Annotated in this window: 13 protein-coding genes and 1 pseudogene; 12 read left to right on the top strand and 2 right to left on the bottom strand. The window is 66.2% G+C overall.

Annotation, left to right across the window (positions count from 1 at the left end; all coding sequences use genetic code 11):
* Nucleotides 1-226 precede the first annotated feature (226 nt).
* From ACYVNQ_RS35745 to ACYVNQ_RS35765, 5 genes are all read left to right on the top strand, one after another.
* Nucleotides 227-1,294 (top strand): ABC transporter substrate-binding protein, encoded by a 1,068-nt coding sequence (locus tag ACYVNQ_RS35745; protein WP_460910141.1) that lies wholly within the window; start codon nt 227-229, stop codon nt 1,292-1,294.
* Nucleotides 1,291-2,193, top strand: a complete 903-nt coding sequence (locus ACYVNQ_RS35750; protein WP_460910144.1) for an ABC transporter ATP-binding protein — start codon at nt 1,291-1,293, stop codon at nt 2,191-2,193. Before ACYVNQ_RS35745 ends, ACYVNQ_RS35750 begins: the two co-directional genes overlap by 4 nt.
* Nucleotides 2,194-2,207: 14 nt before the next feature.
* Nucleotides 2,208-3,086, top strand: coding sequence for an ABC transporter permease (locus ACYVNQ_RS35755; protein WP_460910146.1), 879 nt, complete (start codon nt 2,208-2,210; stop codon nt 3,084-3,086).
* Nucleotides 3,087-3,206: 120 nt separating this feature from the next.
* Nucleotides 3,207-4,430, top strand: coding sequence for an MFS transporter (locus ACYVNQ_RS35760; protein WP_460910148.1), 1,224 nt, complete (start codon nt 3,207-3,209; stop codon nt 4,428-4,430).
* 212 nt (nt 4,431-4,642) lie between these two features.
* Entirely contained in the window at nt 4,643-5,815 is a 1,173-nt protein-coding gene (locus ACYVNQ_RS35765) for an acyltransferase family protein (protein WP_460910150.1), read from the top strand.
* 46 nt (nt 5,816-5,861) lie between these two features.
* On the opposite strand, the gene ACYVNQ_RS35770 is transcribed toward ACYVNQ_RS35765, so the two are convergent.
* A complete protein-coding gene (locus ACYVNQ_RS35770; RefSeq protein WP_460910152.1) occupies nt 5,862-6,305 on the bottom strand; it encodes a YciI family protein in 444 nt (147 codons plus the stop codon).
* A 340-nt stretch (nt 6,306-6,645) separates the two neighbouring features.
* Here ACYVNQ_RS35770 and ACYVNQ_RS35775 point away from each other — a divergent pair.
* The 5 genes and pseudogenes from ACYVNQ_RS35775 to ACYVNQ_RS35795 form a co-directional block, all read left to right on the top strand.
* Nucleotides 6,646-7,293: pseudogene (locus ACYVNQ_RS35775) on the top strand (RNA polymerase sigma factor); the annotation flags it as partial.
* Nucleotides 7,283-7,918 carry a hypothetical protein gene (locus ACYVNQ_RS35780; protein WP_460910154.1) on the top strand — a complete coding sequence of 212 codons (636 nt, stop codon included), beginning with the start codon at nt 7,283-7,285 and terminating at the stop codon, nt 7,916-7,918. The pseudogene ACYVNQ_RS35775 and the gene ACYVNQ_RS35780, both read left to right, overlap by 11 nt.
* A complete protein-coding gene (locus ACYVNQ_RS35785; RefSeq protein WP_460910156.1) occupies nt 7,915-8,439 on the top strand; it encodes a periplasmic heavy metal sensor in 525 nt (174 codons plus the stop codon). The genes ACYVNQ_RS35780 and ACYVNQ_RS35785 overlap by 4 nt, the downstream gene beginning before the upstream one ends.
* 81 nt (nt 8,440-8,520) lie before the next feature.
* Nucleotides 8,521-10,023 carry a DUF1800 domain-containing protein gene (locus ACYVNQ_RS35790; protein ID WP_460910158.1) on the top strand — a complete coding sequence of 501 codons (1,503 nt, stop codon included), beginning with the start codon at nt 8,521-8,523 and terminating at the stop codon, nt 10,021-10,023.
* Nucleotides 10,024-10,043: 20 nt separating this feature from the next.
* Complete coding sequence (locus tag ACYVNQ_RS35795) at nt 10,044-11,204, top strand: DUF1501 domain-containing protein (protein ID WP_460910160.1); 1,161 nt, start codon at nt 10,044-10,046, stop codon at nt 11,202-11,204.
* Between the two features lie 142 nt (nt 11,205-11,346).
* Here the strand turns inward: ACYVNQ_RS35795 and ACYVNQ_RS35800 are convergent, their stop codons facing one another.
* Nucleotides 11,347-12,189 carry an enoyl-CoA hydratase/isomerase family protein gene (locus ACYVNQ_RS35800; RefSeq protein ID WP_460910162.1) on the bottom strand — a complete coding sequence of 281 codons (843 nt, stop codon included), beginning with the start codon at nt 12,187-12,189 and terminating at the stop codon, nt 11,347-11,349.
* A 410-nt stretch (nt 12,190-12,599) separates the two neighbouring features.
* Between ACYVNQ_RS35800 and ACYVNQ_RS35805 the strand changes: the two genes are divergently transcribed.
* Nucleotides 12,600-14,105 (top strand): amidohydrolase family protein, encoded by a 1,506-nt coding sequence (locus ACYVNQ_RS35805; protein ID WP_460910164.1) that lies wholly within the window; start codon nt 12,600-12,602, stop codon nt 14,103-14,105.
* 40 nt (nt 14,106-14,145) lie between these two features.
* Nucleotides 14,146-15,120 (top strand): polysaccharide deacetylase family protein, encoded by a 975-nt coding sequence (locus tag ACYVNQ_RS35810; RefSeq protein ID WP_460910166.1) that lies wholly within the window; start codon nt 14,146-14,148, stop codon nt 15,118-15,120.
* The last annotated feature ends 39 nt before the right edge of the window (nt 15,121-15,159 follow it).

Genomic DNA, 15,159 nt, shown 5'->3' on the forward strand with positions numbered 1-15,159 from the left:
CAACCTGATCTGCACCAACGCGCGCCGCAAACACGGCGCGCGTTGCTGCGTTCTGGTGCGTTCCGGTGCGTCTGCCGTTCGCGCCAGCACAAGAAGTAGTTCGCCCCTGCACAACACCCGCCATTTTTGACATTCCTATCATGAACCGTCATCGCTGAAGCACGCGTACGCAGTGCGCATCGATCTCTCGCTGCTCTTTTCCACGCTGAATGGAGTTTTACGAAAGATGAAATCCCTGCTTCCCGCCGGTTCCTCCGCCCCGCTCGCCTTTCACACTGAACCCACACGCTTCATCGTCCGCACCGCAGCGGTCATCGCAGCGCTATGCACCACGGCCGCTGCCGAAGCCGCCGCGCCACAGCCGATCGAATTCGTCGAAGCGGTCCACAATCTCGGCTACATCGATCTGTATGTCGGACAGCACGCCGGCATCTTCGAAAAGCACGGCCTCGCGCTACACGTCACCGCCGCGGGCGGCGACACGCAGGCCTTCGCGGCCGTGCTCGGCAAGACCGCGCAATTCGCGGTCGGCGATCCGACGATGGTCGAAATGTCGCGCGAACGCGGCGGCCCCGGCATGGTGATCGGCACGCTGGTGCAGCGCGCGCACTACTTCGGCGTATCGAAGACGGTGGCCGCGCCGATCAAGAATCCGCAAGGCTTCAAAGGGCTGACATTCGTCACGTCGCCCGACCCGAACACAAACTACAGCGTGACCAAGAAGCTGATGCAGGACGCGGGTCTGAAGCTTGGCAGCGATGCAAAGATCGTCGAAGTGAACCCCGGCACCGAAATCGGCGCGATGCTCGCGGGCCGCGCGGATGTCGCGGTCGCCTATCAGCCGAACGTCGCGGCCGCGATTTCGCAAGGTGCGAAGGTCGTATTCGATTTTTCGAGCTACATGGGGCCGTTCTGCAACACCGGCGTGATGGTGCTGCCCGACTATGTGAAAGCGAATCCGCAAGTCGTGCAGGCGCTGATCGATGCGCTCGAAGAGTCCGCGCGTCTCACCTACGCGAAGCCCGATTACGCGAAGGAAGTCGCGCGCGCGGAATTCCCCGACGTGCCCGCCGACGTCGTCAACCGCGCAATCGACATGGAGTTGCAATACAAGATTCCCGCGCAGACCATTCCAGTCGACCCGAAACAGTGGCAAAACCTGATGACGATGCAGAAGTATCTCGGCAACGTGCAGGCGTCGCTAGGCTTCGATGCGGTGATCGACAACCGCTTCGCCGACAAGGCGGCCAAAACCGCGGCGACAGGCACGGGCGCGACGGTCGCCGCGAAGTGACGCGCCCCGTCACGCATCGCGCAAGCGGCACGTCGGCCGCGCCAGGATCGGCTGATGCGGCCGCACGTCGAGCGGCCGATGCGCGCGCCGCCGCGCAAGCAGAGCCGCACGTGCCGCACGCTGCAACCGTGCCGCTTGCCGCACGCGGCGTGGGCAAGAAATACGGCGACGACGAAGCCGCCAACCTCGTGATCGGCGACATTTCGTTCGACTTGCGCGCAGGGGAAATCGTCAGCCTGGTGGGCCCGTCCGGCTGCGGCAAGACCACGCTGCTGAACCTGTTGAGCGGCCTGACCCGCCCAACCCGCGGAGAAGTGCTGTGGCACGGCGCACCGCTCGCGGATGTGCCGCGCGGCATCGGCTACATGCTGCAGAAAGACATGCTGATGTCGTGGCGCACGGCGCTTGCCAACGTAACGCTCGGCCTCGAAATGGCCGGCATGCCGCGCGCGCACCGCGACAAGAAGGCGCTCGCGATGCTCGGCAAGGTCGGCCTTGCGCCTTACTACGACTACTATCCATCGGCCTTGTCCGGCGGCATGCGCCAGCGCGTCGCGCTGGCTCGCACGCTGGTCACCGACCCCGAGGTGCTGCTGCTCGACGAGCCATTCGCCGCGCTCGACTTCCAGACCAAGGTCGTGCTCGAAAGCGACATGGCGCGCCTCGTGCGCAGCGAAGGGCGCTCGGTGCTGCTGATCACACATGATGTAGAAGAAGCCGTATCGCTGTCCGACCGCGTGATCGTGCTGACGCACCGCCCTTCGCGGATTCGCGCGATTCACGACATCCGTCTCGCCGGCGAACGCGGCGACATGATGGCGATGCGCGACGCGCCGGGCTTCGCGGCACGGGTGCGCGAGATCTGGTCGCAACTCGACGTGCGCATGGGCGAACGTTGAACGAGGAGCCACGCGTGCTGAAACCCAATCGCAACGCCACCTACGCGTCGCCCGCCGACACCCGCGACAACCTCGACACCCGCGCCGCGCTGCCCGCGCACGTGCAGCGGCGGCGCCGCCTGCTGCGCCAATGGCGCGGCAAGCTCGGCATCTTCGCGTGCCAGCTGCTGCTGCTCGCGCTGCTGCTCGGACTCTGGCAATACGCCACGTCAAGGCAGACCTTGAACGCGTTCCTGTTCGGTTCGCCGTCGCAGATCTGGGGCTTTCTGGTGCAGATGGAACAGGACGGCAGCCTCGTGCACGACACCGGCGTGACCGGCCTCGAAACGCTGCTCGGCTTCGTCCTGGGCAATGTGATCGGCACGCTGCTCGGTCTTTCGCTGTGGTACTCGCGCTTCGTGTCGAAGGTCGTGCAGCCGTTTATCGTCGCGCTCGGCTCGATTCCGATCGTGGCGCTCGCACCGATCATGATTATCTGGTTCGGCACCGGCATGGCGTCGAAGCTTGCGATGTCGACGCTTTCGGTGGTGGTGGTCGCGCTCGTGATCGCCTACAAAGGCGCCACCGGCATCGACGACGACCAGATCAACCTGATGCGCACACTCGGCGCGGCAAAACGCCAGATCTTCCTGAAACTGGTGATTCCCGCGTCGCTGCGCGACATTTTCGCGGGCCTGAAGCTGACCGTCGGCTTTGCGCTGATCGGCGCGATCATCGGCGAATTCATGTCGTCGTCCGACGGGCTGGGGCACGCGATTTTCAAGGCCGGCAGCCTGTACATCATTCCGAAGGTGTTTGCCGGCGTGGTGGTGACGATCGCGCTTGCGCTGTTCCTGTCGTTTCTGGTCGGACGTCTCGAACGATTTTTGATGCCATGGCACAAGTTCGACTGATCGTGACGTCCGACGTCGCCGCGGAACCACCGCACGACGACGCCAACTACAACGCTATACAGAAAGCCTCTGCATTGACGATAATCGAACGCTTGCCCCGCAACCCGCACCCGGTGTTCGATGCACACAGACCCAGACGCGCCACGCGCGTCGCATGCCTTTCTCGCAGTGGCATTCGCGTTCGTCATCAATATGATGGGCACGACGCTGCCCACGGCGGTCTATCGCTACTATCAGCTGGCTTACGGTTTCACGCCGGCCATCATCACGGTGATTTACGCGAGCTACGCAGTCGGCGTGCTCGGCGCGTTGCTGCTGGTCGGCAACTGGTCCGACCAGCTCGGTCGCAAACGGATGCTGATGGCTGGCCTCGCCGCGTCCGCGGCCTCGGCTGTCGTGTTCATGCTGAGCGACAACCTGGCCGGACTGATGGTGGGACGATTGCTGTCCGGCGTATCGGCCGGCATCTTCACCGGCACCGCCACGGTTGCGGTGATCGAAGCCGCGCCTGCGGCGCGACGTAGCACGGCCACTTTCGCCGCCACCGCGTCCAACATGCTTGGCCTCGGCTGCGGCCCCGTGATCGGCGGGCTGATCGTGCAATACCTGCCGGCGCCGATGCTCGCGCCGTATGCGGTGCATCTTGCGCTGCTGTGCAGCGCGGCGCTGGCAGTGCGCAGCGTGCCGGAAACCGTCCAGGTCGCCGCGCAGCCGAAGTTGCGCGTGCAACGGCTGGCGCTGCCGCGCGAAGTGCGCAGCGTGTTTATGCCGGCTGCGCTGGCGGGTTTCGCGGGCTTCGTCGTGATCGGCTTTTTCACTGCGGTCAGCCCGCAGCTGATGCGTGCCGAACTCGGCTTTCACAGCGATCTCGCGATCGGCTTTGTGGTGTTCCTGCTGTTCGTCAGTTCGGCGCTCGGCCAGGCGCTGCAAGGGCGTCTCGCCGCGCCGTGGAGACTGCCCGCCGGCTGCGCCGGATTGCTCGCAGGCCTCGTGCTGATCGCACTCGCAGTGGCCACCCGCTCGAGCGCCGCCCTCATCGGCGGTGCACTGTTTGCCGGCGCGGGCCAGGGCGCCAGCTTTCGCGCAGGGCTCGGCGACATCACCGCACGCAGTCCGGCCGATGCCCGCGCCGGCGTAACCTCGACGTACTTCGTGGTGCTCTACGTGGCGATCTCGCTGCCCATCGTCGGCCTCGGTGTGGCGGTGCAAATGATCGATATGCGTCACGCCGCCCTGCTGTTCTCGGCGTGCACGGCACTGCTTGTGGTGGTGGCGATGGCCTTGCTGTTACGCAACCGTAATCGCAACAGCACGCAGCCCGATACCAGCGCGATCGGCAAATAGGAAACGCTGCCGCGCAATCCACCCCGCACGCCCGTTGGAAAATGCCGCCATGCGATGCACTTCGCATCGCGCAGGCATTTTTGACGCGGGCCGGCCGGATTCGGCAAATCCGACCTGACCATCCATTAATTTCGCTTTTTTTTCCATTTTTGCCCGCCTAGTCCGCCAGTAGGATCGATCGTCACGGCAACCCGAAACACAAGGCGGTATTCATGACGACAGCCCACGCATTGCCGGCTTCGGCAGCGGCTTCGGCTTCGGCTCAGACGGGCAAGAGCAAATCGCTGAAGATCGATGCGATTCGCTTTATGGCTGCGTTCTGGGTCTTGATGTATCACTTCAAGCCTCCCGCATTCAAGGCGCTGCTGCCGCACAAGCTGGGTTTCATCGGCGGTGCGTTGTGGTCCGGTTCGACGGCGCTGTTCGCCGGGCCCGCAGCGGTGATCGTGTTCTTCGTGATCTCCGGCTACTGCATCCACAACGCATACCACCGGGATGCGGCACTCAAGCCGATCAACTACTACGCATCGCGCTTTATCCGCATTGGCCTGCCGCTGGTGGTTCTGCTGCTGCTGGTCAACCCGCTGCCGACCGGGCAGAACTATGTCGGTTCGGTGCTGTGGTCGCTGTACTGCGAGATGGTGTATTACGCGGTGTACCCGCTGCTGCGCCCGCGCTTTCGCTATATCGGCGATATGGTGGTGCTCAGCGTGCTGGCCGGCGCGGCAATGGTGGCTGCGGTGCGCCTGTTCGGCCATCCGGAGTGCCATAGCTGCGTGTACGAGACGTACCACGTGCCCGGTACGGCCCTGCTCTACGCAGCCGGCTGGATACTCGGCTGCTTTATCGCCGAGACGCAGCGCAACACGTCGCAATTCCGGGTGCCTGGCGCGTACTCGCGCACCACGCTGCTGATGAAGCGCGTGCTCGATGCATGCGTCGCCCGGCTGTCCGGCCACCTGATCGCGTTTCGCTGCGCGATCATGCTGTCGGGCGCGCTGATCATGACCTTGCTGTCCGAGTCGAGCCTGAAGCCGAAATTCATCCCGCTCGTCACGGCCGACGTTTCGCTGCCGATTTTCCAGTTCATCGCGGCCATCTGGATCGCGACCGAAACGGCGACGCCTTCCGACGCGAAACTGTGGTCGAAGCTCGCGGTGCTGGGCGCGTGGTCGTACAGCCTGTACCTGTGCCACAAGATCGCGCTGTCGCTGCTCGAAACCACCACGTTCAACGAGAACGGCCGCTTTGCGTGGTTCGTCGAAGTGGCGCTGGCCTTGGCGATCAGCTACACGTTCTATCGGCTGATCGAAAAGCCGTCGCATCTGATCGCACAGCGGCTGCGCCGCTACACACCGAACTCGCCGACCGCACCGGCGGCGTAAGCATGATGTCTGGCGCGGGCGTGCGCGCGCATGCCCGCGGCGCCGCCTAGCGCGAATCCTTAGGCTGCGCCGCAGCGTCGAGTTTCTCGCGCAGACGGTTTTCCTGTTCGCGCAGTTCGGGCGTCATCTGCGCGCCGAAATCCTCTGCCTCGAAGACCTGCCTGATCTCGATGTCGGAATCGCCCGGCATCGGGTTCGGGCAGCGTTTGACCCATTCGACCGCCTCGTCCATCGAAGCGACCTGCCACAGCCAGAAGCCGGCAATCAGCTCCTTGGTTTCGGCGAACGGCCCGTCGGTCACGCTGCGCGTGCTGCCCGAAAAGCGCACCCGCTTGCCGCGCGCGCTGGGCTGCAGACCTTCACCGGCCTGCATGACGCCCGCCTTCACGAGTTCCTCGTTGTACTTGCCCATTGCCGTGAGCAGTTCGGTGCTGGGCAGCTCGCCAGCTTCGGACTGCTGGGTGGCCTTCACGATTACCATCACACGCATTGCGGTTCTCCTCATTGAACGGGTTGTCGAAGCCGTGCGGCGCCGAGGCATTCGCCTCACCGCGATCGCGCGCCTTTGACATGACGACGCTCCGGTGCGCCCGAAATCGACACAACCGGCAGAAAATATAGACGCCGAGGTGGGAGCGGGAGCGGATTCCAGATGACGCGACGCAACGACAGGTCAGTTTGTGTGGCACGCGGCGCTGCACAGTCCGCCCCCGCGCCACACGACGCGACGGATTTTTCTGCGAACGCCGTTCAAGTAAAAAACCCGCCGCAGCGGCAATGCCCGAACCCCATGGAGAAACAACAATGAGCGCCGCCCCCAAGCCGCGCACCGCGCCGCGGCGCATCAACCGGGATGCCGCGCATTGAGCGGGCGCGACCCCGACGCGGACCTCATCGCCCAGGTCGGCCAGCGCGACCCGGCGGCCGTGCGCACGCTGGTTGCGCGCAAGCTGCCGCGCCTGCTCGCGCTGGCGGTACGCATGCTCGGAGACCGCATGGAAGCCGAAGATGTCGCCCAGGAAGCGTTTCTGCGCATCTGGCAGCATGCGCCGCGCTGGCGCGAAGGCGAGGCGCGCTTCGACACGTGGCTGCACCGCGTCGCGCTGAACCTGTGCTACGACCGCTTGCGCAAGCAACCGGACGAACCCGCCGACGAGCTGCCGGACAGCGCCGATCCCGCCCCGCTGCCCGACGTGCGCCTCGAAGCGCGCTCGCGCGCCGCCCGCGTGCAGGCGGCGCTGGCCGCGCTGCCGGTGCGCCAGCGCGAGGCGCTGGTGCTCAACTATTACCAGGAGCTTTCCAACGTGGAAGCCGCGAGCCTGATGGGCATCACGGTCGATGCGCTGGAAAGCCTGCTCGCGCGCGCCCGCCGCAATCTGCGCGCGCAGCTGGCCGGATCGGATCGACCCGCGGGCCAATCCGCGGCCCAGCCCACCGGCCAGGCCAATACCCGTACGAGGACCTCAGATGACAGCTGAACGCTTTCGCGCCATCGTCGACGCGTACGGCGCCGACCCGAACCGCTGGCCGGCGCAGGAACGCGCCGCCGCTCGAGCCTGGGCGGCGCAACATCGCGCCGCCGCCGACGCGCTGCTTAACGAAGCCGCGCAACTCGATGCGTGGCTGCCGCATGCAACTGTCACCGCGCCGGACCCTGCGCTGGCGCGCCGCATCGCCGCTGCGGCACCGCCCGCGGCGCAGCCGCGCGATCGGCTGGGTCACGATCGGCTGGGTCACGATCGGCCGGGCCGCGATGAGTCGGGCCGCGATCGGTCGGGTCACGATCGGCCGGGCCACGATCGGCCGGGCCACGATCGGCCGGGTCACGATCGGCCGGGTCACGATCGGCCGGGCCGCGATCGGTCGGGTCACGATTGGGCGGGCCGCGATCAGCCGCGCCACGATCAACCGCGCCGCGGCCGGCTGTGGTGGTCGGGCGCCGCGTTTGTCGGCGCGGGCCTCGCGGGCTGCGCAGCCGGCGCGTTCGCGATGTCGCTGCTGTTGCTGCTCGGCGGCGCGCCGGCCCCGGTTGCCGCGCCGCCCGATGCCGCATCGCTCACCACCAGTTTCGGCGGCATGCCCGCCGACTGGAGCGGCGAATGAACCGCTCATGGAAAATCGCGCTGGTCGCGTCGCTGGTGTTGAACGTGTTTCTGCTTGGCGGCATCGCAGGCGGTGCGTGGCAATGGTTTGCGAATCGCAGCCATGCGGCGCAGTCGGCGCAAACCGATGCGCAGCAGCATGCACTCCGGTTTGCCGCGCAGGATCTTTCCGCCGAACGCCAGCAGCAGTTCGCCGCCGCGCTGAAGGAAGCGCGCCGCGACGGCCGGCCGTTCACCCGCGACGGACGCGACGCGCGGCACGACGTGCTGCGGCTGCTCGCGGCACCGCAACTCGACCGGGCCGCGCTCGATGCGGCGCTGGCTCACACCCGCGATGCAGACAACGCGTTGCGTGCGCGCGTCGAGCAAGGCGTGGCCAATTTCGCCGCGACGCTGAGCCCGGATGAGCGCGCGCAGTTTGCGCAAAGCCTGACGCAACGGGGGCAGTGGCGCTTGCCGGCGCAGCCGCGTGCGGCGAGTCAGGCAGCGGGGCAAGGCAAGCCGGCGAGTCAGCAGAATTGAGCCCGCAGAAATCGGCGCCGCCCGCGACGGATTTCCGCACGGTCACCGTATAACGAACATCGACCGCATCGAGGAACGCGCATGAACGAGTCTTCCGCCGCTACGCCGGCCGCGATCGCGCTGAACCGCTTCGGCCTCGGCGCGCAGCCGAACCAGCCGGCGCCGGCCGATCCGAAAGCGTGGCTGCTCGCGCAGTTCGACCGCTATCAGCCGATGCCGCCGGCATGGTCGAACCAGCCGAACTCGGCAGCGCTGGTCGCGGCGTTCGCCGAACAGCGCCGCGCAATCCGCCAGACGACGAAAAACGCACGCGCCACCGACGACCCCGCCTCCGGCGCCACCGCGCAATCCTCCGATGCTTCATCTGCCGCGCAAGCCAACCAGCAAGCCAGGAAAGCACTGCGCGCCGACATCCTCGCCACTTACCGCGACGCCGTGAACGCACGCGTGGACAGCGCGCTCGACACGCCCGCGCCGTTCGTCGAACGGCTGGTGCATTTCTGGGCGAACCACTTCGCCGTATCGACGGAAAAGCAGGAGGTCGCGGTATTGGCCGGCGCGTTCGAAGTGGAAGCGATTCGTCCACACGTGCTGGGCCGTTTCGAAGACATGCTGGTTGCCGCGGAACGCCATCCGGCAATGCAGATCTACCTCGACCAGAACAATTCGGTCGGGCCCGACAGCGTCGCCGCCCTACGCGCGGCGCAGCGCAACCCAGGCCGCGCACGCGGCCTCAACGAAAACCTCGCGCGCGAAATCATGGAGCTGCATACGCTCGGCGCGCGCAGCGGCTACACGCAACAGGACGTCACCGAATTCGCGCGGGCCCTGACCGGCTGGAGCGTCGCTGGTTTGCAGGCGGGTTTGCCGCCACGCAACGGCAGCAACGCGGCAGTGGATACCGCGCCACCACCCGGCGCGTTCACGTTCCGCACGGCGCTACACGAACCCGGCGCACGCACCATCATCGGACGCCGTTACGACGAAGCCGACGACACCCAGGCACTAGCGATCCTGCACGACTTCGCCCACACGCCGGCCACTGCGCACCATATCGCGGACAAGCTGGCGCGGCACTTCGTGTCCGACAACCCGCCGCCCGCGGTGGTGGACCGGCTCGCCGTCACCTTCATGAAGACGAGCGGCGACTTGCCGAGCGTGTACCAGGCGCTGATCGAAAGTCGCGAAGCGTGGTCGGCTAGCGACGTCAAATTCAAGTCCCCGTGGGAATGGACGATTTCCTCACTGCGCGGGCTCGGCTACCGCAACTTCGGCGACCTCGGCAATCTGCAGGCGGCACCGTTGCTCACGCAACTAGGGCAGCCGGTGTGGCGCCCCGGGTCGCCCGCCGGCTACGACGATATCGCTGCGAGCTGGGCCTCGCCGGACGCGCTGCTGCGGCGCGTCGAACTGGCGCAGCGCCTCGCGGCCAGGGTCGGCGACCGGCTCGACGCGCGCGGCCTCGGCGACCAGTTGCTGGCGGGTTCGTTGAGCCAGCCGACCGCCACGGCCGTGGCGCGCGCGGACAGCGGCACGATGGCACTGGCATTACTGCTGGTGTCGCCTGACTTTCAGCGCCGATGAGCGCGATGGAGCCCACCACGATGACCACGACGATTTCCCGCCGGCACTTCATACGCACCGCCGCGGCCGGTGCAGGCGCGCTGCTGATCGCACCGCGCATCGCGTTCGCCAACGCGCGCACCGAGCGCCGCTTCGTGTTCGTGATCCAGCGCGGCGCGGCCGACGGACTGAACATCGTCGTGCCGTACGCGGACCCCGACTACGCCGCGCTGCGCGGCGCACTGACGATCGACACAGCCAACGCCACCAGGCTCGACGGCATGTTCGCGCTGCATCCCGCGCTTGCTTCTACGGCACAGATGTATGCCGCGCATCAGGCGCTGTTCGTGCATGCGGTGGCTTCGCCGTATCGCGACCGCTCGCACTTCGACGGACAAAACGTGCTGGAAACCGGCGGCACCGCGCCGTATCAGCTGAAAGACGGCTGGCTGAACCGGCTTGCCGGATTGCTGCCGCGCGGCCCGGACGCGATCGCGTTTGCACCGTCCGTACCGATGGCGTTGCGCGGCAAGACCGCGGTGACATCGTATGCGCCGTCGACCCTGCCGCCCGCACCGGACGATCTGCTCACCCGCGTCGCGCAGATGTACGAGCACGATGCGCAATTGCATCCGCTATGGGAAGCGGCCACGCAGACGCGCGCGATGGTCGGCGATGCGGCATCGCGCGCGCGCCAGGACGGCGGCGCGCTCGGCAAGTTCGCCGCTGCGCTGCTCGCGCGCGACGATGGTCCGCGCATCGCGATGATCGAGACCGGTGGCTGGGACACGCACAGCGCGCAAACGCAGCGGCTCGCGCAGACGCTGCGCGGGCTCGACGCGATGCTCGCGGCACTGCGCGACGGGCTCGGCGCGCAATGGGACAACACGACCGTGCTGGTCGCCACCGAGTTCGGCCGCACCGCCGCGGCAAACGGCACCGGCGGCACGGATCACGGCACCGGTTCGGCGGCGATGCTGCTCGGCGGTGCGGTGGCCGGTGGACGCGTGGTGGCGGACTGGCCTGGACTGCGTAAAGCCGATCTTTACGAAGGACGCGACCTGAAGCCTACGGCCGGGCTCGATGCGCTGATTGCGGGGGCGGCGGCGGAGAGCCTGCAGCTCGACCCTCAGCGGACGGCGAGCGTGCTGTTCGGGCAGGTTTCAGGACAGCGGCCGATGAGTGGCCTGATTCGCGCATGACAATGGGAAAGCAGATGACGGCGCGCAAGCGTGCCCCACGCAACGCGCAATCGACGCGCATCAAGCATCACGCAACGCACGAAGCATGCAGCGTCGAGCGCAACAACGCGCCGCGCTCGCCCGGTTGCCGTTGCTGCCATTGCTAATGCGGCAGATTGACCTCGCCGGTGTACCTCGGAAGATTGATCTCCACATCGGGATTTTGCTGCAACCCCCGCTCCATCAATTCCTTGATATTGTGCTGCGCCGCCGGACGCTGAACTGACGTAATGAACGAGCTCCATTCCGCCGCCACTTCGGTATTGGAAGGCAACGTCGATGCATTGACCATCTGCTTGATGTCGGCAATCGATTGCTTGTCGAAGCTCGCAATCCGGCGTGCCAGCGTGTCCACGAATTCACCCAGTTCGGCATCCGGCAGCGCGCGGTTCACATAGCCATAGCGCTCGGCAAGCTCACCGGGATAGTCATTGCCGCTCAGCATGACTTCCAGCGCCCGCCCCCTGCCGATCAGGCGGGGCAGCCGCACCATCGGGCCGCCTCCCGGCGTAAAGCCCCCGCCGATTTCGAACTGCGACAGCACGGCTTTTTCGCGGCTCGCAAAGCGCATGTCGCATGCAAGCGCGAGTTCACTGCCGACCCCGCTGGCGCGCCCCCGGATTTCGGCAATCGTCACCACCGCAGAGCGCGTGAGACGCACGAACATATCCGGCAGAGGCGGCAAGCCGGTGGGGCCGGCAGGCATCGCGGTGGTGGTCTCGAGCGGCGGAACGAAGTCGAAATGCGTCTGGAAAAATCCCGGCACGGCACTGTCGAATACGACGACCTTCACGTTCGGGTCGCGCTCTATCTCGGTGACGACATGATTGAGCACCGGAATCGACTTCGGACCGAAGATGTTGAACGGCGGGTTGTCGATCGTGACGCGCCAGTAGTCCGGGGTCACGCGCGTAATGTTGAACTCTTGCTTGTCGCTGGGTTCCATCGTCCGCTCTCCGAATCAACAAAGACATGATGAATTAGAAGACTTTCCACTCAACGCATCCCACAGAAGAAAAATCTAGGATCGGCGCGACGCAGCGCCAACCCCTATCATGGATAAAGAGTTTTGCCTGCGCAGAAAAGATGCTGCGCAGCCCGGCGCGGTCGCTACGCCATTACCGCAGCTGCTCGCGGCACGGGTGCGAACATCATCCCAGGTCACGTTGCCGATATGACCAGCCAGCACGCCCGCTGCGCCGAACCATTCGATGGGTACACCCAAGGCCAGATCGGCGCGACGCCGCGGCTGCCCGGTCGCGACATTATTTTCGGCTGGGTAGAATCACGCACTCGCCGCGCCCGCAGTCGTCGTACGGGCGCGGCCGCCCGCTCAATCCATGACTTCGCATTCGCATGAACACCACCCACGACTGCGCCTGGCTGCTGGCCGCGCCCGGCAGCGAGCCGGCGCAAGCCGGCGTGCGCGTCACCGTCGACGCAGCGGGCCGCATCGCATCGGTTGCGCCAACGCCGGCGTCAGCGCCGCCCCACCCACAGGCGAGCCGCTACGTCGCGCTGCCCGCGCTGACCAACGCGCACGATCACGGCCGCTACTTCCGCAGCTCGAGCGTAGACGCGTTCGACAAGCCGCTTGAAAGCTGGCTGCCGTTTATGGGCCTGATTCCCGGCGTGGACCCGTATCTGAGCGCGGCGGCCGCGTTCGCCCGCTCGGTGCGTCATGGCGTCGCGAACCTGATGGTGCATTACACACGCGTGCAAGGCGGCATGCCCTACGTCGACGAAGCGTGCGCGGTGGCACGCGCGGCGCACGACGTCGGCGTGCGGATCGGTTTTGCGATCGCGTTGCGCGACCGGCAAGGCATCGCGTACTGCGACGACTCCACCGCGCTCGCGGCCGTGCGTGCGCCACTGCGCGATGCCATTGCGGCGCGTCTGAGCGTCAAGGCCGTGCCCGTCGCGCAGCAACTCGCGCTGGTCGACGAAGTCGCGCACAGGGTCGCTGCAGAAGGTTACGCAGCGAATACCACCGTGCAATACGGTCCGACCGGCGTGCAATGGTGCTCGACGCCGTTGCTCGAGGCGATCGCGCAGGCTTCCGCGGATCACAACCGGCCCGTGCATCTGCATCTGCTCGAGACGCGCTATCAGCGCGAATGGGCCGATCGCACGCATCCTGAGGGCATCGTCAGGTTTCTCGACGAACTCGGTTTGCTGAGCCCACGCCTGACGCTCGCACATTGCGTCTTTGCGCGACCGGACGAACTCGCGCTGCTTGCCGAACGCGGCGTGACGATTGCGGTGAACACGAGCTCGAACCTGTATCTGAAGTCCGGCATCGCACCGGTGCCGGAGATGCTGCGACAAGGCTGCCGCGTCGCGCTCGGCCTCGACTGCACCGGCCTCGACGAAGACAACGATGCGCTGCGCGAACTGCGTCTCGCGTATCAGCTGCATCGCGGATGGGGCTTCGACGTGACGATGGACCGCGCGCAGCTATGGGCATTTGCTGCGCAAAATGGCCGGCGCAGCGTGGTCGGCGCAGATCGCGACAGCGCGGAAGGCGGTCTCCTCGTGCCGGGCGCGCCGGCCGATTTCATGTTGCTAGACTGGAATACGCTCAACGACGACGCGCTACTCGACATCGATCCGCTCGACCTCGTGCTCGCACGCGGTAACGGTACACACATCGAGCGAGTGGTGATCGGCGGGCGCAGCGTGGTCGAACAAGGCCGCGTGCAAGGCGTCGACGAACCCGCGCTGCGCACCGAATTGCTAAACCAGATGCGCGCGCGCATCGCCGCACAACCTGCGGTGCGCGACTGGCAAACAACCGTCAATGCACTTGCCGAAGACCTCGGCCCGTTCTATCTGAAAAGCGCGTGGCACGGCTGCTGTTAAAGCGCCGCACTCACTCGCCAGGCTACACCTCACTCCACTCATGACCGACACGACCAGGCCCCACCCCACTACCGATACGCACGCATTCGCGCCGCTCGCCACGCATGGCCGCTTTCCGTATCGCCCGATCACCGATAGCGACACCTTCCGCTGGCCCGGCGGCGCGTCGCTGGCCGTCTATCTCGGCTTCAACATCGAGCATTTCGCGTTTGGCACAGGACTCGGCGCGTCGCTCGGCCCGGTGTCGCCGGAACCCGACGTGCTCAACTACAGCTGGCGTGAGTACGGCAACCGCGTCGGCGTATGGCGCTGCCTCGAACTGTTCGACCAGCTCGAGATGCCGGCCGGCGTCGTGATCAATACGTCGCTATACGATCACTGCCCGGACGTCATCGATGCGTGCGTGGCGCGCGGCGACGAACTGATCGGCCATGGCCATACGAACTCGCAGCGTCAAAGCGCGCTTGGCGAAGAGGCCGAACGCGCGTTGCTGCAGCATTGCAGCGAACGCATCGCCGCGCATACCGGCAAGGCGCCGGCAGGCTGGCTGTCGCCGTGGATCTCGGAGTCGCATGCGACGCCGGATCTGCTGGCCGAAACGGGCTATCGCTATACGCTGAACTGGTGCCACGACGACCGGCCGGTGCGCATGGCGACGCGCGGCGCGCCGCTGTGGTCGATTCCCTACCCGCAGGAACTGAACGATATTCCGATGATCATCGGCCGCCAGCTCGACGGACGCGATTTCGCGGACATGATCATCGACCAGTTCGACGAGATGCGCGAGCAGGCCACCTCAGGCCGCAATCCGCAGGCGTTGGTGATGGGCCTTGCGCTGCATCCGTATCTGGTGGGGCAGCCTTATCGGTTGCGGCATCTGCGTCGGGCGTTGCGGCATATCGTTGCGGCACGCACGCAAGGCGATGTGTGGGTGACGACGCCGGGGGCGATCGCGGAGCATATGGATGCGATGGAGAAAGCAGGACATGTGGGCGGTGCGCAACCCCCGCGTTAAAACCAGCGTCGCACCAGAGCAGCCCGTGCCAGCTAACCG

This window comes from Paraburkholderia jirisanensis (assembly GCF_054782355.1).